The sequence below is a fragment of the Acinetobacter schindleri CIP 107287 genome, from assembly GCF_000368625.1.
GTDB lineage: Bacteria > Pseudomonadota > Gammaproteobacteria > Pseudomonadales > Moraxellaceae > Acinetobacter > Acinetobacter schindleri.
This window is the reverse complement of the sequence record NZ_KB849575.1, coordinates 556972-579453: the sequence shown is the minus strand read 5'-3', so window position 1 is coordinate 579453 and position 22482 is coordinate 556972. Positions and strand designations below refer to the sequence as shown.

The 22482-nt window shown below is 41.6% G+C and carries 22 protein-coding genes; 12 read left to right on the top strand and 10 right to left on the bottom strand.

The annotated features are described in order from the left end of the window. Positions 1 to 27: 27 nt before the first annotated feature. The 4 genes from F955_RS05950 to F955_RS05935 are packed head-to-tail and all read left to right on the top strand — an operon-like array spanning position 28 to position 3501. Positions 28 to 1167, top strand: a complete 1140-nt coding sequence (locus tag F955_RS05950; RefSeq protein ID WP_004892376.1) for an acyl-CoA dehydrogenase family protein — start codon at positions 28 to 30, stop codon at positions 1165 to 1167. 53 nt (positions 1168 to 1220) lie between these two features. After that, a complete protein-coding gene (locus F955_RS05945) occupies positions 1221 to 2474 on the top strand; it encodes an OprD family porin (protein ID WP_026056771.1) in 1254 nt (417 codons plus the stop codon). Between the two features lie 52 nt (positions 2475 to 2526). Then, complete coding sequence (locus tag F955_RS05940) at positions 2527 to 3063, top strand: DUF3237 domain-containing protein (RefSeq protein ID WP_004892370.1); 537 nt, start codon at positions 2527 to 2529, stop codon at positions 3061 to 3063. Between the two features lie 48 nt (positions 3064 to 3111). After that, a complete protein-coding gene (locus F955_RS05935; protein WP_004892368.1) occupies positions 3112 to 3501 on the top strand; it encodes a PaaI family thioesterase in 390 nt (129 codons plus the stop codon). A gap of 141 nt (positions 3502 to 3642) precedes the next feature. Here F955_RS05935 and F955_RS05930 read toward each other — a convergent pair whose 3' ends face one another. Further along, complete coding sequence (locus F955_RS05930; protein ID WP_004892365.1) at positions 3643 to 4701, bottom strand: aromatic ring-hydroxylating oxygenase subunit alpha; 1059 nt, start codon at positions 4699 to 4701, stop codon at positions 3643 to 3645. Positions 4702 to 4909: 208 nt separating this feature from the next. Here F955_RS05930 and F955_RS05925 point away from each other — a divergent pair, with 208 nt between their 5' ends. After that, positions 4910 to 5389 (top strand): MarR family winged helix-turn-helix transcriptional regulator, encoded by a 480-nt coding sequence (locus tag F955_RS05925; protein WP_004892361.1) that lies wholly within the window; start codon positions 4910 to 4912, stop codon positions 5387 to 5389. 124 nt (positions 5390 to 5513) lie between these two features. Here F955_RS05925 and pcaG read toward each other — a convergent pair whose 3' ends face one another. The 8 genes from pcaG to F955_RS05885 form a co-directional block, all read right to left on the bottom strand. Continuing rightward, the gene (gene pcaG / locus F955_RS05920) at positions 5514 to 6143 is read right to left on the bottom strand and encodes a protocatechuate 3,4-dioxygenase subunit alpha (RefSeq protein ID WP_004892358.1); all 630 of its coding nucleotides are present in this window, start codon (positions 6141 to 6143) and stop codon (positions 5514 to 5516) included. Positions 6144 to 6157: 14 nt separating this feature from the next. Next, positions 6158 to 6883 carry a protocatechuate 3,4-dioxygenase subunit beta gene (pcaH, locus tag F955_RS05915; RefSeq protein ID WP_004892356.1) on the bottom strand — a complete coding sequence of 242 codons (726 nt, stop codon included), beginning with the start codon at positions 6881 to 6883 and terminating at the stop codon, positions 6158 to 6160. A gap of 35 nt (positions 6884 to 6918) precedes the next feature. Next, a complete protein-coding gene (gene pcaC / locus F955_RS05910; RefSeq protein WP_004892353.1) occupies positions 6919 to 7317 on the bottom strand; it encodes a 4-carboxymuconolactone decarboxylase in 399 nt (132 codons plus the stop codon). 83 nt (positions 7318 to 7400) lie between these two features. After that, positions 7401 to 8183, bottom strand: coding sequence for an alpha/beta fold hydrolase (locus F955_RS05905; protein WP_004892350.1), 783 nt, complete (start codon positions 8181 to 8183; stop codon positions 7401 to 7403). A 5-nt stretch (positions 8184 to 8188) separates the two neighbouring features. Then, positions 8189 to 9541: a 3-carboxy-cis,cis-muconate cycloisomerase gene (locus F955_RS05900; protein ID WP_004892348.1), complete on the bottom strand. Its 1353-nt coding sequence runs from the start codon at positions 9539 to 9541 to the stop codon at positions 8189 to 8191. Between the two features lie 78 nt (positions 9542 to 9619). After that, the gene (gene pcaF, locus F955_RS05895; RefSeq protein WP_004892345.1) at positions 9620 to 10825 is read right to left on the bottom strand and encodes a 3-oxoadipyl-CoA thiolase; all 1206 of its coding nucleotides are present in this window, start codon (positions 10823 to 10825) and stop codon (positions 9620 to 9622) included. Positions 10826 to 10952: 127 nt separating this feature from the next. Next, positions 10953 to 11606: a 3-oxoacid CoA-transferase subunit B gene (locus F955_RS05890; RefSeq protein WP_004892341.1), complete on the bottom strand. Its 654-nt coding sequence runs from the start codon at positions 11604 to 11606 to the stop codon at positions 10953 to 10955. A gap of 21 nt (positions 11607 to 11627) precedes the next feature. Then, complete coding sequence (locus tag F955_RS05885; protein ID WP_004892338.1) at positions 11628 to 12299, bottom strand: 3-oxoacid CoA-transferase subunit A; 672 nt, start codon at positions 12297 to 12299, stop codon at positions 11628 to 11630. 284 nt (positions 12300 to 12583) lie between these two features. On the opposite strand from F955_RS05885, the gene pcaU reads away from it, so the two are divergent. Continuing rightward, the gene (gene pcaU, locus F955_RS05880; protein WP_004892336.1) at positions 12584 to 13408 is read left to right on the top strand and encodes an IclR family transcriptional regulator PcaU; all 825 of its coding nucleotides are present in this window, start codon (positions 12584 to 12586) and stop codon (positions 13406 to 13408) included. A 137-nt stretch (positions 13409 to 13545) separates the two neighbouring features. Here pcaU and pobA read toward each other — a convergent pair whose 3' ends face one another. Next, a complete protein-coding gene (gene pobA, locus F955_RS05875) occupies positions 13546 to 14739 on the bottom strand; it encodes a 4-hydroxybenzoate 3-monooxygenase (protein ID WP_004892334.1) in 1194 nt (397 codons plus the stop codon). Between the two features lie 154 nt (positions 14740 to 14893). Between pobA and F955_RS05870 the strand changes: the two genes are divergently transcribed. The 6 genes from F955_RS05870 to F955_RS05845 all read left to right on the top strand — a co-directional run bounded on the left by F955_RS05870 (position 14894) and on the right by F955_RS05845 (position 22480). After that, positions 14894 to 15703: an IclR family transcriptional regulator domain-containing protein gene (locus F955_RS05870; RefSeq protein ID WP_004892333.1), complete on the top strand. Its 810-nt coding sequence runs from the start codon at positions 14894 to 14896 to the stop codon at positions 15701 to 15703. A 413-nt stretch (positions 15704 to 16116) separates the two neighbouring features. After that, entirely contained in the window at positions 16117 to 17466 is a 1350-nt protein-coding gene (locus F955_RS05865; RefSeq protein WP_004892329.1) for an MFS transporter, read from the top strand. Between the two features lie 71 nt (positions 17467 to 17537). Further along, entirely contained in the window at positions 17538 to 18806 is a 1269-nt protein-coding gene (locus tag F955_RS05860; protein ID WP_004892328.1) for an OprD family outer membrane porin, read from the top strand. A gap of 512 nt (positions 18807 to 19318) precedes the next feature. After that, positions 19319 to 21475: a TonB-dependent siderophore receptor gene (locus F955_RS05855; protein WP_004892326.1), complete on the top strand. Its 2157-nt coding sequence runs from the start codon at positions 19319 to 19321 to the stop codon at positions 21473 to 21475. Between the two features lie 71 nt (positions 21476 to 21546). Then, positions 21547 to 22158 (top strand): DUF4198 domain-containing protein, encoded by a 612-nt coding sequence (locus F955_RS05850; RefSeq protein ID WP_004892324.1) that lies wholly within the window; start codon positions 21547 to 21549, stop codon positions 22156 to 22158. A 43-nt stretch (positions 22159 to 22201) separates the two neighbouring features. Then, the gene (locus F955_RS05845; protein WP_004892322.1) at positions 22202 to 22480 is read left to right on the top strand and encodes a hypothetical protein; all 279 of its coding nucleotides are present in this window, start codon (positions 22202 to 22204) and stop codon (positions 22478 to 22480) included. Positions 22481 to 22482 lie beyond the last annotated feature (2 nt).

The window sequence follows — 22482 nt, the reverse complement described above, 5'->3', positions numbered from 1 at the left end:
AGTTGCATCCAAATTAAGGATAATTCTATGCAAAAAGATAGTGATTTCGAGCTATTTCGTGATAATTATCAACGTTTTTTAGCAGAACACGTTGCACCATTTTATGAAACTTGGGAAGAGCAAGGCTTAATCCCTCGTGAACTATGGCACAAGCTTGGGGACAATGGTTTTTTATGTGTTGATGTCCCTGAAGAGTACGGGGGCTTTGGTGCACCGATTCACTATTCACAAATGTTGGTCCAGGAAACAGCCAAAGCTGGTTTTACTGCCTTGGCAGTCGGTATTGGAGGGCAAAGTGAACTTGTCTCCCCTTATATCCAAAATATTGGTAGCGAAGAACAAAAAAAATATTGGTTACCCAAGATGGTCTCGGGTGAGGTGGTCACCGCGATCGCAATGACGGAAGCCAATGCTGGTTCAGATTTGCAAGCGATTCGCACCCAAGCCATTTTAGATGGTGATCATTATGTGGTAGACGGTTCCAAAACCTTTATTTCCAACGGACATCATGCCGACTTAATCGTACTGGTTGCAAAAACTGACCCGCAAGCACGAGCCAAAGGCATCTCCATTTTACTCGTTGATGCTCATTTAGATGGAGTGAAAAAAGGACGTGGCCTGAAAAAAATTGGACTACATGCCCAAGACACTGCTGAACTGTTTTTCGACCAAGTTCATGTACCTAAAAGTCAACTTTTGGGTCAAGAGGGTCATGGTTTTAGCTATCTGATGCTAGAACTCCCACGTGAACGCCTCAGTATTTCACTCATGGCACTTGGGGCAATCCAATGTGCTATCGACATTACCAAAGAGTATGTACTTGAACGTAAAGCCTTTGGTCAAGCTTTATCGCAATTCCAGAATACACGTTTTGTGCTTGCGCAAGCGCAAATTAAAGCACTTGCAGCTGAAGCATTTGTAGAACGTTGTAAAGACCTATATAGCCGAAATGCTCTAAGTGTGACTGAAGTGGCCGCATTGAAATGTTTTATTACTGACACCCAATGTGAAGTCATTGACCAGCTCCTGCAACTGTTTGGGGGCTACGGCTATATGCAGGAATATCCAATTTCGCGCTTCTTCGTCGATGCGCGTGTGCAAAAAATTTATGGGGGAACCAATGAAATTATGAAGGAGATCGTAGCACGCGAACTCTTGGGGAAATAAAACACGCATGACTTAAAACAATATTTTCAATAATGTTTCAGGATGAAATAATGATGAAAAATTTATGGATCACACCGTTTTTACTTTTAACTACACCTGCTTTTGCCAATAGTTTTATTGAGCAAAGTAAAGTGGATTTAACGGCTCGCAACTTCTACTTTGATCGCGATTTCCAGGTTGAAAACCGCTATCCGGCACTCCGGGACTGGAGCCAAGGCTTCATTTTAAAAGCCCAGTCAGGTTATACCGAAGGCCTTATTGGATTTGGTATCGACATTTTAGCCACCGCAGGGTTTAAGCTGGATGCTGATGCAAAGTATGGTGGTACAGGAAACCTGCCACGTAATGCCAGAACCAATGAGCCAGCAGATCAATATGGGGAAATTGGGATTACGGCTAAAGCCAAAGTTGCTCAAACTGAAGTCCGCATCGGTACATTACAACCGATGACACCAGTACTTGTCGGTTCCCCTGCGCGCCTGTTACCTCAAAGCTATCGCGGGGTTGCAGTTCAGTCTAAAGATGTGCAGGGTCTCGATTTACAAGCATCCTATATTGACAAGGTCAATCACCGTGATTCGACCAATTATGAAAACATTAAAATCTCTGGGGTAAACGGCCGTTATAGATCGGTTGAAACAGATCATTTGTACTATCTTGGTGGCCATTATGATCTCAACAATTATCCACTAAAACTGACAGCCTTCCATATGGATGTCGAAGATCTGTATCATCAATCATTATTGGGCGTCACCTACAAGCATGCCTTTAATGACGATACCGCACTGACCAGCCAGCTACGTTATTATATGAGTGATGCTGATGGTGCTGCCAAAGCAGGTAAAGTAGATAACAATCTAATCCATAGCCACTCAGAGCTAAAGCATCAAAACCATAAATTTATTCTTTCGACTTTCCATCATCTAGGTGACACGGCCTTTCCTTATCTAACTGGCGGTGAAACAGGCTTAACCATCGATACATGGACCGGCGAATTCTTAAATGCCAAAGAACGTGTTTATAGTGCCCGTTATGAATATGACTTTAAAGATTATGTTCCGGGTTTACGTTTTATGACTCGTTATACCCATGGTAGCAATATTTATGCGCCGCAACTCGGAGGCACCGATTTTGAGGAAGATGAACTCGACTTTGACATAGGTTATACCGTGCAAAATGGCCCACTGAAAAACCTTGGGCTACGTGCACGTTATGCAATTTATGATAATGATATGCCGATTACTGCCAATATTAAACCGGCTAATGAAACCCGTATCAATATTGATTACACATGGAAATTTAAATAATACCTTCAAAGGCTCTAGTTTTTAGGGTCTTTTTTATTTTAAAGGATGATAAATGAAATATTTATTTGGCATTTGGATCGGCCTAAATCTATCTGTACTCAGTTATGCAGATACACAGTTTTCGCCTCCACCACTTAAACTTGAACCCTTGGCCACTTTCAAGGTTGAATTAAATGCTCCAGTTTGGGAGTTAGGCAAAACGGCAGATATGGGACAAAGACGGATTATTCCGATTACTGGCGGCACTTTTGAAGGTCCTTCATTTAGAGGACGTATTCTCAACAATGGCGCAGACTGGCAAATCGTAGATAGCAAAGGCCTAGCGATTATCGATACACGATATCTTTTGAAAACTGATGACGGCGCATTGATTTATTTACAGACTAAAGGTTACCGACATGCTTCACCTGAAATTTTGAAACAGTTAAGTACAGGTAAAGATGTCGATCCAAGTCAGTATTATTTCAAGTTGACTATGCAATTCGAGACCAGTGCACCCCAATATGCCTGGTTAAACCAAACCGTAGCTGTAGGCAGTGCAATGCGTTTAGGTAAGGCGGTGATTTATGATGCATTTACCTTAAAATAAAAGTATGAGAAAAAATAAGTATTTGTAAAGATTGAAGGATTCATCACTATGGAAAACAAGATTCTGGAACATCTCCCACCAATTCATCATTTATTGGGGGGACATAATATTCAATGGGATGCTGAAAGACGTCAACTTACCGTGAACTACATTGCGCTCGAGAGCTTTACCAATCCGCGCGGTAGCATCGAAGGCGGTATGATTTGCGCTATGCTTGATGATGCTATGGGGATTTTGGCAGCACTAAATCAGACTTCAAAACCTGCCGCGACGATTAATTTATCGATGGATTTTTTTCGACCATGTGAAGTCGGTGAAGTACAGGCAAAAGCGTGGTTTATTAAAGAAGGAAAAACAATTCTAAGTATCGAAAGTGAAGCATGGCAACATAATAAACTGGTTGCGAAAACCAGTGCCTCTTTTATTATTCTTTCTTAAATTAACCCTTAAATTTAGCTGATCACCATAGCTATTTTATCTAATTCAAATGGTTAGTTGCTTATTTGCAACAGCAGGCTAGAAACTAAATAACCTACTGTTGCAATTAGCATAAATAGATTAAGCTTATTATTTTAACGTTTAAATTAAAGACTGAATGATTCGTCGGGCATGGGTCAAACCCACATCAATATGTATACCGATCATCTCTGGATGATTAAACTCTTCTAGGTTCTTGTACTGGTTTTCTATCACTTCTTTATCTTCATCAAAAGTCTGTTTTGTCTGATCAATGACTAGCTTTGCAATATGTTCGCGGTCATGTTTAGGGTTAGTCGACATAGTCCAAAAATAATGACAAGAATTCTCTGTTTCAGGCGTAATTGCATGAAAACCTCTCATATGAAATCCTTTGCGATCTGGATTCTCCAGGGAGTCATCACCTGCTTCTATGGCTCCTGTCCAAATACGGATATGAGAAACTCTAAAATCAATTTCTTGCCAACGGTCTATTTTATTTTTAAACGGATAAGCCATACTGTAGGTTGGCGGTGGGTCCGATTCGAGCATATGCCGTGTGACTATGACTTGATTACCTATCACTTTGGTTTTCATGGTCGCATTCATATGAGCTTTTGCATTACCACCAATAGTTTTTAAATGAACATAGGCTAAATGGCTTAAGTCCATTAAATTATCATGAATGAGCTGGTAAGGTGCCTGATAATGATATCGGTCTCCATCATATAAGTATTCTGGATCATCATGATATGGGTAATCTGGTGCTCCTATGAGAGGTACTCTTTCTGCTTTTCCATACCACAACCAAATCAAACCTTGTTTTTCTTCAAGATAAAATGATTTGATTTTCGCTTTTGAAGAGATTCTATTTTGCCCTGGAACCTCTACACACTGTCCATTTTCATCATATAGCAATCCATGGTAGCTACAGCGAATTTTCCCCTGCTCCAAAAGTCCTTGGGATAACGGCATCCCCCTATGGCAGCAGCGATCTTCTAGTGCAATAGCTTTGCCCTCATTATCTCTAAAGATAACCATTGGAATATTTAAAACTTTACGTCCAAGTAAATTATCTCGTAGCTCTTTAGAGAGTGCGATGATATACCACTGATCTTTTGGGAAAGGACTTCTTGTTGAGACTTCTTGATCTACAAGCTTAATTTGACGACCACTATTCATAGCACTACATCCTTTTTGTAATGATTCTGATGCTTTCCTTAATCACAATTATCCTGATTTAAAAATACGAGCTTTATAAATACAGAATAAGGTCTACATGAATAAAAATAGGTCAAATCAGTTGTCATGTCAACCAATTAGTTGATATAACAACAATATATCAATAAACCATGTTAAAGTGCTTAAAAGACTTTTTGATACACGCTGTATGAACACTTCACTTAAACTTCAATTAGATCGATATATTCCTGCTTTAATTAACTTTTTTTCAAATAAGATGTCGAATGGTGCATCACAATTGTATGCTTTTTTATTTGATATGGGAGTCACGGATTGGCGCATTCTTTCTCTTTTAGCGGTTGAAGAGAATATTCCTGCAAGTAGAATTTGTCATGTTATTGGACTGGATAAGAGCGCTGTGAGTCGCTCTTTAGCAAAACTCCAAGAACGTGGTTATATTAAAATGACAGTAGATAAAAAAGATTCTCGTGTGAAAAAAAATACGCTCACATCTGCTGGTTTAATCATGTATGAAAAAATGTATCAAGTAGCCAAAGAGCGAGAAGAAAAAATTTTAGAGGTACTTTCTGACGAAGATCAAGAGCATTTAATTCGGATCTTAAATATTTTAAATTGTGAAATTAATGATATTAATGAATTTTTTATAGAAAAATATATTCAAAAATAACTATCAACCTTATGATTTAAATAGGGTCTGTTGACATTTCATAAGTTATTTATCTTGAAATATCTCTCGCTAAAAGGTCAGCAAATGCTGACCTTTTGTCATTTTAACGCTTTTTATCGCATGCTTAGATATCTAGGAATACCGTTTCATTATCACCCTGGATACGTACATCAAAACGATAAACCACTTCACTATCACGTTCTTCACGTTTAGCAATTAAAGTCTGACGACGTGGCGCCCATTCGATTCCATTCAGCAATGGATCTTTAGCATTGGCTTCTGCCTCATCATCAAAGTAAATACGGGTATGTAAACCTAAGTTAATACCACGTGCAAAAATGACTAAAGCAATATGCGGTGCCTGACGGGTACCTTTACGCCCCGGTACAGCGCCTGGCTTAATCGTATCAAAGCTCCATAACCCCGTTTCAAAGTTTGCAGCTGCACGGCCCCAGCCAAAGAAATGTGGATCAGCCTGTTTACCTTGAATATCTGCCTTACTTGGATAGACGCCATTTGCATCTGCCTGCCAGATTTCAACCAATACATCACGTAAAGGTAGACCGAGGCCATCAAATACCTGACCTTCAAGGCGAATACGTTCACCTTGAGTTTCAGCTTTAACCAATTGATTATTAAAACTATGCTCAAATACTTCAATGCCTGCCTGATTGGGCATCAGGCCAATATGGACGTATGGACCACCTGTTTGAGATGGTGTTTCATGTAATTCCTGAAAATTCCAACCGTTCATCATGATGCTCCTTATCACGTTAATTCATTTTCAAAATAAGTTCCGCGGCGACCACGTAAAGTAATGTCAAAGCGATAACAACGGCTGTCAGCCTCAATGAAATTACTCTTGTCCTCCAAGGCAATCAAAGCACGGCGTTGCTGCTCTGAAGGAACCGTTTTTAGAATTGGGCAGCTGTCAATTAAAGTATCGCCTTCAAAATAAAATTGCGAAATGAGACGTTGTGCCCAGCCATCTGCCATGACCGAGAAATGAATATGTGCAGGACGCCATTCATTGATACGGTTACGCCAAGGATATGGACCCGGTTTAATGGTGCGGAAAATAAAAAAACCATTTTCATCCGTCAGCATACGACCACAACCACCAAAGTTAGGGTCCATTGCACCAATATATTGATCATTTGGATGACGATAACGACCAGAGGCATTTGCCTGCCAGACTTCAATCAGGGCATTTTTAACCGGGCGACCAAATTGGTCACGCAAGTAACCATGAATAATGACACGTTCACCAACAGGTAAACCATCTTTGGCATAGTTCAAAATCAAGTCATTGTCTTTAGGCCCTAAAAGTTCTGAAGTGAAATGTGGTGCCGTTACTTCAGTCAGGGTTTGCGCAATTGAAATGAGTGCATTTTTCGGCGAACGCAGCACACTGGTTTTATAACCCGGTGCGTAGGCCGGTGGATGATCTTCCGTATTACGTTGCGCATAAGCGCCTAGTTGATTCTGAATCATGAATCTCTCCTTGTTCAATTCTAAAAAATCGTCCGTCATTTAAGTTTGGTCGGTGCAATACCAAGTTCTACAAAAACTTCCTCTGCCATGTGCATTGCAGCGTTTGCAGCAGGTAAACCTGCATATAAAGAAGCATGTAAAAACAGTTCTTTAAGCTCATCTTTGGTAACACCATTGTTAAAACATGCACGAATATGCATACGTAACTCAGCTTCACGACCCAATGCGAGCAAAATACCGATAGTTACCAGACTACGGGTATGACGTGGTAAACCTGGACGTGACCATACTTCTCCCCAGGCAAAACGACTGATGAAGTTTTGGAAGTCTTCATTAAAGTCATTTAAATTTTCCAAAGAGCGTCCGACGTGTGCTTCACCTAACACTTCAGTGCGTACTTCTATTCCCTGTTTGTAACGTTCTTCATCATTCATGATAAATACACTCTTTCAAGTTTATAAGGCGGATTGAAGATGTCTGAGGAACACCTTCATTCCATGATGATCTTTAATTGAAATCAGTGCTTTGCAATAAATTCTGCAAAGACTTGGTTAAATTCTTGTGGAACCTCAATATTTGATAAATGTGAAGCATCTAGCACCGCAATCTCACAGTTCGGTATATGCGCTTGCATAAATTCGCCATCTGCCACCGTTGTCACAGGATCAAGTCCACCGCATAGCGCCAGACAAGGGACTTGAATCATTGCAATCCGTTCACGTAAGTCAGCTTGAGCGAGTGCACGACACGATGCTGCATAGCCTTTCGGCGGTGTCACCGACAAACTTTGAATGGTCTGCTGTGCAAGGCGATCGTGGATATAATCAAATTTGTTGCTGAACCACCGGGTGTGTGTTGTGCTGACAATATCGGCCAATCCCTGTTCTTCGACCGCATCTGCACGTGATAACCATGCTTCAGCTTGTCCAATCTTCGCGGCTGAATTGGCAATGGTAATACTCAGGAAACGCTGTGGCGCGATTAAACCCAATTGCAGACCAGTGATTCCGCCCATCGAAATACCACAAAAATGCGCTTTTTCAACTTTGAAGTGATCAAGAATATCAATGACATCATTAGCTAAGTCGCTCAGCGTGATATTTTCAATGACCGCACTTTTACCATGACCGCGGGTGTCATAACAGATCACAAAGTAGTCTTGAGCAAATGCAACGACTTGAGCCTGCCACATGCCGTGATCTGTACCCAATGAGTTCGAAAAAATAAGGGCTGGATGAGCGGTATCACCAAAAGTGTAAACTGCCAATTGTTGGCCATTACGATTATTGATAAGTGTCATGATGACTATTTTCCTTGAACACGTTGCAATACTGCATCGATCTGCTGCTGGGTATTACCTAAATAATTTTGTGGATTAAAAATCTGGCTTAATTGTTCCGAATTAAATACAGCTAAAATTTCAGGATGATTTTGTGCTACATCTAATAAGTGACGTTGTTCAGCAACTGCCTGTTTACATGCGGCTTCAACCACATGATGGGCATTGAGTCGGCCTAACTTTGGTGCCAAGGACATCATGAGGGCTTCTGCCATAATTAAGCCCTGAGTACATTCTAGATTGCGGCACATATTGTCCTTCTGTACTTCCAGGCCCTCAAAAACTTCTATCGCACGTTGCAGGCTACCAGCACACAATTGGAAGATTTCAGGCAGTGCTAGCCACTCAGCATGCCAGGCCCCCAAACTACGTTCATGTTCCTGAACCATACTTTGATAGATACTCGACATGAGTGCAGGGACACGATTGGCTGCTGCCAGAATTGATGCTGCTGCAACAGGATTACGTTTATGTGGCATCGTCGATGATCCGCCACGCCCTACTCCGCTTGGTTCAAACACTTCTGCAATTTCGGTTTGCATCATCAGTGACCAATCGCGTGCCATCTTGCCCAAGTTACCTGTAATTATGGCAAGCACATGGGTTATTTCCACAATACGATCACGTTCGCCATGCCAAGTACAATCCGGGACATTGAGTTGAAGTTCTGTTGCAAACGCCTTTACAACTGCACTGCCTTGATCAATAAGTGACGCAAGTGTGCCCACAGCTCCACCTAATTGTGCAGTGAGCGCAACATGTTTGAGTGCTTGCACACGCTCAAAATCCCGCTGTAAGCTTGAAAGCCAACGTGCAGTTTTATGACCGAACGTCATTGGTAAACCTTGTTGTAACCATGTCCGACCAATCATGACTTGATCACGATATTGTTCGGTAAGTACCTGAGTTACATGAATAGCTACCGTCAACTGTTTTTCGATAATATCTAAGGCATCTCGACACTGTAAAATACAGGCCGTATCAATAATATCTTGGCTTGTCGCCCCCCAATGCACATAGCGTGAAGCATCTTCATCAACTTTTTTAACGGCAGCCGTCAATTGCTTCACAAAGGGAATTGCAATGTTTCCAGCAAGTCCTGATGTACTTGCAAGCGCAGTAAAGTCAATGATCTCATTCACCTGTTGTTGGGCAACGTATACAATATTTGCTGCCGCTGAAGCAGGAATCACACCCACTTTTGCCTGAGCTTGAGCCAATGCTGCTTCTGCTTGCAACATATAACGCACTACCCCTTCATCACTAAATATTGCAGTGATCTCAGTTTGGTAAAATAGACTTGCGTACAATTGGCTCATTTGAATATCCTTTTTCTAACTCGTTTTAAATACCTTTCATTGTTTTGTTTTTAAGCAAAAAATGAAAGGTATTTAAATTTATACATGTTCAATAATCAAAGCGATGCCTTGACCGACACCAATACACATTGAACATAGAGCGTATTGACCACCAGTCTGTTCCAGCTGGTTCAGTGCAGTCGTCACCAGACGTGCACCAGATGCACCGAGTGGATGACCCAAAGCAATTGCACCACCGTTCGGATTGACTTTCTCTGAACCGTCCTCTATACCCAAGTCACGTGTACATGCCAAAGCTTGAGCAGCAAAAGCTTCATTCAGCTCAATCACATCCATCTGCTCTAAAGTCAGACCAGTTTGCGCCAATAGTTTCTTGATGGCAGGTGCTGGACCAAAGCCCATGATGCGTGGTTCAACACCCACAACTGTTGAGCCAATAATTTTGGCACGTGGTTTTAAGCCGTGTTGAGCAACCGCTTCATCAGAAGCAATCAGTAGAGCAGCCGCACCATCGTTAATACCAGATGCATTACCCGCCGTTACCGTACCGTCTGCTTTTACCACAGGTTTCAGTTTTGCCAACGCTTCTGCAGTGGTAGACGCACGTGGATGTTCATCTTTATCCACGACCACCGGATTGCCTTTACGTTGTGGAATCACCACCGGAATGATTTCTTTATCAAAGAAACCTTTGGCTTGCGCTGCAGCTGTACGTTGTTGGCTGGTCAAGGCAAATTTGTCCTGATCGGCACGGTTGATCCCGAACTGTTCAGCGACATTTTCTGCCGTTTGCGGCATGGTTTCTACGCCGTACATTTCTTTCAGTTTCGGGTTAATGAAACGCCAGCCCATGGTGGTGTCTTCAATCTTTTGACTACGACCGTAAGCCGTTTCTGACTTGCCCATCACGAATGGAGCACGCGACATGCTTTCTACACCACCGGCAATAATCAGTTCTGCTTCGCCCGCTTTAATGGTACGTGCTGCAATCGCAATCGCATCCAGCGATGAACCACATAGACGGTTAATTGTCGTTGCAGGCACTTGGTACGGTAAACCGGCTAAGAGAGCCGACATACGACCCACGTTACGGTTGTCTTCACCGGCCTGGTTGGCACAGCCATAGATCACATCATCGACCTGTTCCCAGTTCACACTTGGGTTACGTTCCATCAATGCTTTAATTGGCAGCGCACCCAGGTCATCTGCACGGACAGCTGCCAGTCCACCGGCATAACGGCCGAATGGGGTACGGATGGCATCAATGATGTATGCGTTTTTCATATTTTTACTTTCCAAATCTTTGAATCCCTCCCAACCTCCCTTTACTAAAGGGAGGAGTAATCCCCTCAAGAAAAAAGGGTGGAAGTCCCTGCTTTATTAAAGGAGGGACTTAGGGAGGATTTATAAATTAATTTTGAGTCGCATCAACTAGTTTTGCATCCGTCATCGACTGCAATTCTTCAAATGACAGCCCTTCGACTTTCTCAATCACTTTCATGCCTTCATCTGTCACGTCAATCACGCACAGGTCGGTATAAATACGGTCTACACATTTCAAGCCTGTTGCAGGATAAGTCAGTTCAGCGACAATCTTCGGTTCGCCTTTTTTAGTCACGTGATCGGTCGTAATAAAGACTTTTTTCGCACCTACGGCCAAGTCCATTGCACCACCTACCGCAGGAATCGCATCCGGTGCGCCAGTATGCCAGTTAGCCAGGTCGCCATTTTCAGCCACTTGGAATGCACCCAGTACCGCGATGTCTAAGTGACCGCCACGCATCATCGCGAATGAATCACCGTGATGGAAGTAAGCACCGCCTTCCAGCAAGGTCACATATTCTTTACCTGCGTTGATCAGCTCAGGATCTTCTTCACCTTTTGTAGGTGGCGGACCGAAAGCCAATAAGCCATTTTCAGAGTGCAAGAACACGTCTTTGTCTGAAGGCAGGTAGTTCGAAATTTTGGTTGGCAAGCCAATGCCAAGGTTGACATAAGCACCGTCTGGAATGTCTTGTGCAACACGTTCAGCAATTTGGTCACGGGTCAGTTTGCTATAGCTCATTTCTTTTCTCCTAATCCGTGATTACTGTGCAGGTTTCACTCGTACAACATGTTGTACAAAAATTCCCGGGGTGATGATGTGTTCAGGATCTAAAGCACCTAACTCAACCACTTCAGAGACTTGTGCAATCGTGACATCGGCAGCCATCGCCATGATTGGGCCAAAGTTACGTGCAGATTTGCGGTAAACCAGGTTACCCCAACGGTCGCCTTGCTGTGCTTTGATTAAAGCAAAGTCAGCTTTAATTGGGTTTTCTAAAACGTAGTCTTTGCCTTCATAGTTCATGGTTGGTTTGCCTTCTGCCAGCAATGTACCAAAACCAGTCGGGGTGTAGATTGGACCCAAGCCCATACCTGCAGCCTGAATACGGCATGCCAGGTTACCTTGAGGAACCAGTTCTAATTCGATTTTTCCTGCACGGTACAATTCGTCAAATACCCAGGAATCAGACTGACGCGGGAATGAGCAGATGATTTTACGCACTGCACCAGCTTTGAGTAATTTAGCCAGACCGTAGTCGCCATTACCGGCATTGTTATTGACGATCACCAGATCTTTCACACCAAGTTTGATCAAACCATCAATCAGCTCAGCAGGCTGACCTGCAGTACCAAAACCACCGATCATGATGGTAGATCCGTCTTTGATTTGTGAAAGTGCTTCGACCAGTGAGGCAGAACTTTTATCGATCATCAAATAACTCCATGTATTGCCACTCAGTACAAAAATTTTGAGAACCTAAGGTTCTGGTTTGAACACATTCTGGACGGAGAACAAATTCCAACCAAAATCCTTAGGATTCTGTGTGATCTATTCTTGATAAATTCCAAGCTTTCGACTACGGTTTAAAAATAGTTTTGTACGGTTTACATAATCATTGCACGATGATCGAACAAAAATTTTATTAATTCTCAGAATTGAATAAAGCAACTGTAAAAATAGTGAGTGAATTAATATATGAAGATTAAGGAATTGACATGACAATCAATAACGGTGCCCGCGATCAGCTGATCCAGAATCCTGAAAATAAAAAAATAATTCGTCATGAGGATTTTATTGCTGGAGTAAGTAAGGGGCTGGCGATTCTGGATTGCTTTGCCAATGATCGATATCGTTTAAACGTTAGTATGGCAGCTGAAAAGACAGGACTTACACGAGCTGCTGCACGTCGTCATTTACTGACACTGGAATATCTTGGTTATTTAGATTTTGATGGACATTTTTATTCTTTGAGTCCCAAAGTACTTAAATTTTCAGGGGCTTATCTGAGTGGAGCACAGTTACCCAAGATTGCTCAACCACTTCTTAATTTACTGACCCAGCAAACTTCATTAATTTACTCTGTGATGGTCTTGGATGGTTTTGAGGCGATTACCATCGCGCGTAGTGCCGCCCATCAACAAACTGATCGAGTCAATCCTTATGGCTTACATCTCGGTAATCGGTTACCCGCGCATGCTACTTCAGCAGGAAAAGTTTTATTGAGTTATTTAGGTCCTGAGTCACAGCAAGAATGGCTTGAGCAATATCCTTTAAAATCACTGACCAAATACACCTATACAGATAATCAGGCATTTTTAGCTCTATTACAGCAAATTCGTGCTGATGAATTTTGCTATTCAGCAGAAGAGCATGAACTTGGTGTTCATGCGCTCGCAGTTCCAATTTATAATCACCGTGCCGATGTGGTTGCTGCTTTAAATATCGTATCTCCTACTGGACGTACCAGTAAAGAATATTTACAACAGCATATTTTGCCTTTACTACAACAAACAGCGCGTGAATTCCGTCAATTTGTTTAAGCCATTTTCTAGATAGAATGTGAATGTTGTAAATGAATACCTTTTCTCTAAAATAAAAAAACACATCGAGCTCAAATGAACTCGATGTGTTTTGAATCTAGCGCAGATTTAAATAACAAAAGTCTTTAAATTTGCACTTAGCTCGCTTTTTGTAGCGGTAAGCCTACATAATTTTCAGCCAGTGTAGTCTGACCTGCTTCTGAACCTAAAATATAGCTTAATTCTGCTTGTTTGATTTTATGTTCAAACTCAGTTTCTGTTTCAAAACGATGAAGTAAATGTGTCATCCACCAAGAAAAACGTTCTGCTTTCCAGACACGTTTTAAACAGTTTTCCGAATAGCTATCAATGCCGGCTTCTGAACCATTGTCATAGTATTCAATCAAGGCTTTAGACAAGAATGCGATATCTGATGCAGCAAGATTAAGACCTTTGGCACCTGTTGGCGGAACAATATGCGCTGCATCCCCTGCCAGGAACAATTTCCCAAAACGCATTGGCTCGGTTACAAAACTACGCAGTGGTGCAATACTCTTTTCAATTGAAGGACCTGTGATCAGTTTTTCACGACTTTCAGGATCAAGACGCTTTTTCAGTTCTTCCCAGAATTGTTCATCTGACCAGTTTTCAACTTTGTCTGTTAATGGAACTTGCAGGTAGTAACGGCTGCGTGTGTTTGAACGCATACTGCAGAGTGCAAAACCACGCTCGGACTGTACATAAATCAACTCATCTGCTATTGGTGGTACATCTGCAAGTACACCCAACCAGCCAAATGGGTACACTTTTTCAAAGGTCTTGATTTTATCTTCAGGAACACTTGCACGGCATACACCATGGTAGCCATCACAACCTGCGATAAAATCACATTGAACTGTGACCTGACGGCCTTCATGTTCAAATGTCACCGAAGGCTGCTCACCATAAAATTCATGAACTTGTACATTACTTGCTTCGTAGAAAGACATTAATTGCGCTTCAATACGTGCTTGCATCAGGTCTTTGGTTACTTCAGTTTGACCATAAACAGTGACCTGCTTACCTCCGGTGAGTTGGGTTAGATCCACACGGTGTTTCTCACCATTGGTTAGAATTTCAATACCGTTATGTGGTAAGCCCTTTTCTCTGAGTTGAGCATCTACACCGGCTTCAGCCAAAAGGTCAACAGATACCTGCTCGAGAATACCAGCACGGATACGGCTTGCTACATACTCAGCACTACGCTGCTCAATTAAAATATGATCAATACCGGCTTTATAGAGTAATTGTCCAAGCAATAATCCTGCTGGACCTGAACCAATAATTGCGACTTTAGTATTTAAAATTTCCATATGCTGACAATTCCTTAATAGCCATCCTTTTTTACAAGCTAAAAAATTTTTATGTTTCTGCCTAGACTTTAGCCTCAATCCGTACCGAAATAGGTGATTTTTGTCCGATGATCGGACAAGATATTTAAGAAAATAACTAATGAGGGATATATAATTGCGCAAGGATTTAATTTTTAGTGAGAATAATAATGAGTCTATTCAATATGATGATTACATTGCAGGTCTAGCAAAAGGTTTAAGTTTGCTAGAATGCTTCGGTATTGAACGTCAAAAGCTCAATGTTACTCAGATTGCTGAACGTACCGGACTAAGCCGTACTGCGGCACGACGCTATGTCCGTACACTCAAATTTCTGGGTTATCTCGATACAGATGAACATTTTTACTGGCTAACCTATAAGGTGCTACGCTTTTCCAGTGCTTATCTCAGTTCTGCATATTTACCGAAAGTTGCCCAGCCCATGCTTAATCTCTTAAGCATAAAAACTGCTTTAAGCTATTCGGTGGCAGTGCTGGATGAGCATGAAGTCGTACCTGTCGCAAAAAGTATTGCTCCCCAAATTGATACCAGCAAACTTAGTCCGCTTGGTGTACATCTGGGGAATCGCCTGCCTGCTTATGCAACATCAACGGGTAAAATATTGCTTTCACGTTTAAGTTTTGAAGCCCAACAGCAATGGCTAGATAAATTCAACCTGAAAAGACTCACTCCTTACACGATTACGGATCCTCAAGTATTTTTAAAAATATTGCAGGAAGTGGGTCAGCTTGATTACTGTATTTCTACAGAAGAACATGAATTAGGAATCATTGCGATGGCCGTACCGATTTTAAATATGCAGGGAGATACTGTAGCTGCACTAAACTGTATAGGCTCAAGCAATCGGATTGATGCCAATTATTTAATACAAAATATCCTTCCATTGCTCAAACAAACTGCTCATGATTTGCGTGCCATACTTTGATGATATTGCATGATTTCTATACTCATTTATGTTTTATATGCTGAGTAATTGATCATGCATATTGTTTTTTACAAAATGAATGCCTGTATTCATACTTTTTAATTCCTAGTATTTCACTTGATTATTCAATGATTTCCTAGGATCTGTGGATCCAATTAATCCATAAAAACGATTAAAACATTTATTTTATGCTTGAATTTGGATCCAATAATGCTACATTTTGCATATCGCAGATTTGCTGATTAAAACTTCAGCAACAAAACATGGACGGGTTTTGGTGCGATGAACATATTAAAAACATTACTAGGATGACACCTAAGGGCTAGGTAGGGCTGATTAAATGAATCAATTATTGATATTCGTTGATAGGTTCATATCCCCGCGATAGGTGTCTAAATCCATGGAGAAAGTAAATGGTTCAGAACCCTCGTGAGGAAATGAATAACAAAACCATGAATAGATATCAGTGGTTTGTTATCGGTATCTGTGTTTTTTTAAATGTCATCGATGGCTTCGATGTGTTGGTGATGGCATTCACTGCATCATCGGTATCAGCTGAATGGGGACTTACAGGTGCGCAATTAGGTGCTTTATTAAGTGCTGGTCTATTTGGTATGGGGGCTGGTTCTATATTCCTGGCACCTTGGGCAGACAAAATTGGTCGTCGCCCATTAATCCTGCTTTGTCTACTCATTAGTGGTGTCAGCATGATTGCTGCTTCACTAGTACAGAATGCAACTCAACTCGGTATTATGCGTTTTATTACTGGTCTGGGGATTGGTGGTATTTTAGCGAGCAGTAATGTGATTGCCAGTGAATATGCATCTTTACGCTGGAGAAGCCTGGCGGTAAGTTTGCAGTCCACTGGATATGCAATTGGTGCAACTATTGGCGGTATGATCGCAATTGCTTTGATCAGCCATTTCGGCTGGCGTTCTGTGTTCCTTGCAGGTGGCTTAACGACCATGTTAATGCTGGTGGTGGCATACTTCACTTTACCTGAATCACTTGACTACCTGCTGGTCAAACAGCCAAAAAATGCTTTGGATCGTATTAATCATCTCTGCCAACGTATTGGTTTAACTCGTATTCCTCAGCTTCCTGAAGGTATCCATAATACAGCACAGCCTAAAATAGGAATTGCCAAATTATTCACTGCTGGTCTTGGCTTACAAACTATTTTTCTTTGGTTAAGTTTCTTCTTCGTGATGTTTGGCTTCTACTTCGTAATGAGCTGGACACCAAAAATCTTGTCTGCAAATGGCATGACGACTGAACAAGGGGTGACTGCAGGTGTACTGATCAGTGCGGGAGGGATGTTTGGTGCAGCCCTAATTGGTCTCATCAGTGCACGTGTACGTATATTCTATGTTCAAGCTGCCTTCCTGGCATTAACCGCTATTTTAATTCTGCTCTTTGTGAATAGTACTAGCACACTTACCATTGCCTTTATCCTATCTGTTTTTCTGGGCGTATTGTCAAATGGCTGTGTGGCAGGTCTTTATGCTATGTCCCCATCAATTTATGAAGCAGATGTTCGTGCTACCGGTGTAGGTTCTGCAATTGGTTTTGGTCGTATTGGTGGAATTTTATCACCATTGGTTGCTGGTGCATTCTTAGACGGCGGTATTTCTTCCCTTACCCTGTATGGCTATTATGCGGGTGCTTTTGTTCTTGCGATTATGACTGTTCTAAGCCTGTCAAAATTACAAAATAAACACGCAGCTCAACTGAATTTCCAAAGCTCAACTGTAAGTTCATAACACTTTTATCGCTTCATTATGATGAGCTGAACATGAAGTTCAGCTCTATTTAAATATATAGGGACAATATTATGAGATTTTCTGCAATCTTTTTGGGGATACTTTCGCCTGTAGTTTTAGCTCCTGCGTTTGCAAACAGTTTTACTGATGATTCACAGATCACATTGACAGCACGTAATTTCTATTTTGATCGTGATTATAAGCGTGGAGATGATTTTCCAGCAGCACGTGACTGGGCACAGGGTTTTATCTTGAAAGCAAATTCTGGTTATACGCCAGGGGTTGTCGGATTTGGTGTAGATATTCTGGGCCTAGCAGGTTTTAACTTATTGGGTGATAGTGTCAATGAGTATGCTGCTTCAGGTTTATTACCTGTGGGCAAAGACAGAAAGCGTGCTGACCAATATGGTGAAATCCGTTGGACCGCCAAGGCAAAAGTACAGGACTCGACTTTACATGTAGGGACATTAACACCGATGTTTCCTGTATTATTTTCCAGCCCTGCCCGTCTATTTCAGCAGAACTATCGTGGTGCTCATCTCCAGTTTAATGAAATAGAAAACTTGAAGGTTCACGCCCTTTATACAGACCGTGTCAACCAGCGAGATTCTACTAACTATGAAAAAATTCGAGTAGGTAATCCTAATGGACGGTTCAACACCACTGCTGAATCTTCTGGCCTGCATATGTTAGGGGCTGAATATAGGGTAAATGATCAGATTGCGACACAAATTTTTCATGCAGACTTACATGATGTATATCAACAAAGTTTCTTGGGTCTAAAAACCAAACATGATATTGGCATCGGTAATTTCCTATCTGATTTACGTTTGTTCGTGAGTGAAGATTCAGGTGATGCCCTTGCAGGTGATATCGAGAACCAGCACTTCAGCGGGATCTTCGGTTTGAATCGTAGCAATCACACGTTTAGTCTTGGCTATATGCAATCGTTTGGTGATACTGCCCTACCTACATTAGCAGGGGCTGAACCTGCAGTATTCCTAGACAGTATGAGTGCTGACTTTACGAATATTAATGAAAAAGTCTACCACGTCCGTTATGACTACGATTTTAAAGACACGACACTTAATGGTCTTAAATTTATGACCCGTTATAGTAAAGGAGTGGATATTGAAATTAGAAATCTACCGGGCGAAGAATTTGAACAAGATGCACTAGATTTTGATTTAAGCTATCGCATTCCAACAGGTAAGCTTGAAGGCTTAAACCTGCGCGCGCGTTACAGTCATTATCGTAATGATATGCCTGCACAAGGTATGGCTTTCCGCTCTGATAATGAAACCCGTGTAAATATTGATTACACTTGGAAATTTAAATAAATCTTAATTGATTTTAAAAATAAAAGGTCTTGATCTGACACTACTCTTTTGAGTAGTGTCAGATCCTAGTTTACTTTTATTGAAATACATTAAAAACTAGAATCAATTAAATAGCTTAAATTATTATTTTTGAGATGACATTAATTAAAATCAAAACCTAACCTATTCATTTCAAATTAATTTTATAGAATACAAAAATTCATTGACCCAATTTTGACCCAACTTAGATTTAGTACATTGAATCACTTTAAAATCTTGTTCACATTCAAATTCAGAATTTGAAAAATTATAGGCAGTATATAAAAAAAATTATGGCAGGAGCAAAAAGTAAGTTAATAAAACATTTTTTAGGGGATCCTTTTATTGTTCTTTCTTTTTAGATCCAAATTTTACTTGTCGAATTACCTATCATTCACTCATTTTTCATTCATATTTTCTATTGTGTTTAGATTGCTTTAAGGAAATTTAAACAATAATATTAATGATAATTATTATCACTTACATTAAACAGAATGTCTTACACCGTTCCTTCATCATTTAAGCTATCTTTACTCAGTTTTTCGATTTTAATTACACAGCAAAGTTTTGCCGATGATACTCAGCAATTACCGACGATTACCGTTACAGCGGAATCAGAACAGAGTGAGCTCAGCTCTGAACAGAGTAAAGCCTATATCATCCAAAACTCGTCAACCGCCTCAAAACTGAATATTCCACTTAAGGAAACGCCGCAAACAGTCAATGTCCTTACCCGCCAGCAACTGGATGACTTTGCCTTGGATAATACCCGGGACGTACTGCGTAATGCCCCTGGCATTATTGTAAACAATCAGGAAACGGAACGGACCTCCTACCTTGCCCGAGGTTTCGAGATTTCAAATGTTTTAGTGGATGGCGTTGGTATTCCACTCGAAGGCTATAATTATAATAATGATAATCCGGACAGTTTTTTGTTTGACCGTATCGAAGTGGTCAAAGGCGCGAATGCCTTAAATAATGGAATTGGTGATCCTGGTGCAACCATTAACATGATTCGCAAACGCCCGACTCAGGAACTTCAGGCAACCTTGAATGCCAGTTACGGTTCATGGAATACGCAGCGCTATGAAGCAGATATATCCTCTCCTCTCACCCAGGATGGAAAAGTCAGAGGCCGTGTATTTGGCTATCAACAAAATGGCGACAGTTATCTGGATCGTTATACACTGGAAAAGAACGGCATAGGTGCTGTTGTGGAGGCAGATCTAACTGATACAACCCTATTCACTGCTGGCTATACCGAAACCAATCACAAGCCGAATGGTGTGAATTGGGGTTCTAATCCGCTGATCAATACCGAAGGCGAGCAGCTCAGTTACTCACGGAATTATAATTACAGCCCAAGCTGGACCTATTGGGATAGCAATATTAAAAGTTACTTTGCCGAGCTGGAACAAAAACTGGGTGGCGACTGGACAGCCAAACTAACTTATGATGAAAAACAGACTCAGCGGGATTCAAAACTCTTGTTCCTATTGGGCAACCCCGGTCCAAATGGCACTTCAGGCATCTTCCTATATCCAGGCATGTATATTGATGACAATAAAGAACAACAAGCCAGCCTGAGTTTCAGCGGTACCTATCCGCTTTGGGGACAACGCCATGAAGCCTCATTGGGCTATGTTTGGGCTAAAAATCGTCTGGATGAATTGGGTTATGCTGGCAGCTTTGCCAATCCGCTGACCACAGATTTAGCCAGTTTTAGCCCAGAAGAACCGAGCTGGGATCTATCGAAAACCAGTGGGGAAATGCATATCCGGCAGAAGAACCAGAGCCTTTATGCTGCGACCCGACTGCATCTGAATGATGATCTGAAACTGCTTTTAGGTGCGAACTACGTTCAGGCTGAAAGCAGTGGCAGTAGTTATGGAAAAGATACTGTTTATGATGAAGATAAAGTTTTACCCTATGCCGGTCTGACCTATAACTTTAGCCCTGAATATACAGGCTATCTGAGTTATACCTCGATTTTCCGTCCGCAAACCACCAAAGCAGATGATGGCAGCATTAACAAACCGATCGAAGGTGAAAGCTATGAAGTCGGAGTCAAAGGTTCTTGGCTAGATGACAAGCTTACCGCCACCATGGCTGTGTTCAGAACGGAGCAAAGTAATTATCCGCTTCGTGATTCTGATGGTATCCCGACTTTACGCACAACTCAGGTCAGTGACCTGCGTTCCCAAGGCTACGAGTTCGGCTTGGCAGGACAAGTGACCGACTATTTAAACTTAAGCTTTGGTTATACCCAGTTTAGCCTGAAAGATCTGATCAATGGCGGTGATGCGCGTACCTTCAATCCGACCCAGTCTTTTAATCTTTTAACGACCTATCAGGTGCCACAAATTCCAAAACTGAAACTGGGCCTTGGTGTGCAGTGGCAGGATCAAACCTATCTGGATGTGCCTGAAGCAACCGCCAATGGAGTGATTACCCAGAAAGCTGGAGTCATTGAGCAGGATGCCTATGCGCTCGTGAACTTAATGGCCAGCTATGAACTGAATGAGCATATGACCTTGCAAGCCAACGGCAACAATCTGACCAATGAAAAATATTTGTTTAATTTCCCCAATCAGCAAGGTTTTTATGGTGCACCAGCGAATTACAGCGTTGCCGTGAAATTTAAATACTGATTTTCAAGCTTAGCCTTAATGACATGTTCAGGGCTAAATCATCACTACATACACAAAAATAGGTAAAACAAATGAAAAAAATGATCGCTTTGACCCTTGGCCTGTCTATCACACTTTCAGCTCAGGCGCATATGCTTTGGCTAGAACGTGGCACAAATCAGCAGACTCATGCGTTCTTTGGTGAATATAGTGAACAGCTCAAAGAAACGCAGCAAGGTGCCCTCAAGTCTTTCAATCAGGCAAAGGCCGTTCAGGCCAAAAAAACATTTAGTCCTCAAATGCAACAGGATCATTTGCTCTATGCAACCCAAGGCCAGACCGATGTCCAGCTCAGTCATGAATTGATCTATGGAGAATCATTGCTGAGCTATCATGCCAAATCCGGCAGACAAAACTTGAAAGCAGAGTCCGAACTGGATATTGTCCCGACCCAGATCAACAGCAATACATTCACTGTGCTGTATCAGGGTAAAGCTGCTGCGGATGTTGAAGTCACAGTCTTTTCCCCGCAATTCTGGCTAAAAAAATACACCACCAACGGCCAAGGCCAAATTACCATTGCCACGCCATGGAAAGGTCAATATGTCATTGAAGTCAGCAAAGAAGCAGACAAGGCAGGAAAGTTAAATCAGCAGGCCTATAAAAAACAGTATCTGGTCACGACTTTAAGTTTTGTTCATTAAGTTTTTTAGATTTTCATCAGTATAGATTTATTCAAGGCCAAATATGATGTCTGTAATGCAGCCACTCGCCATTTTCTATCGCTTAGGCATGACCTTTGGCATGGGCTACTTGTGCAGTTATTTGATCGCACTCGATCTGGCTTACTTTCTACAGGTTTTTCTGCCCAAAGCGGAATCCGTCTATTTGGCCACCTTTACTGCCCTGATTTTTTATGTCTGTTTTGTGATTGGCATCTTCTGTATCCAGAGTTTAAAAAAGCTTTCGGTCTATAGCCTGCTTCCTTTCCTTAGCTTATTTACCATCTCCCGCTTCATAGGTTAAAC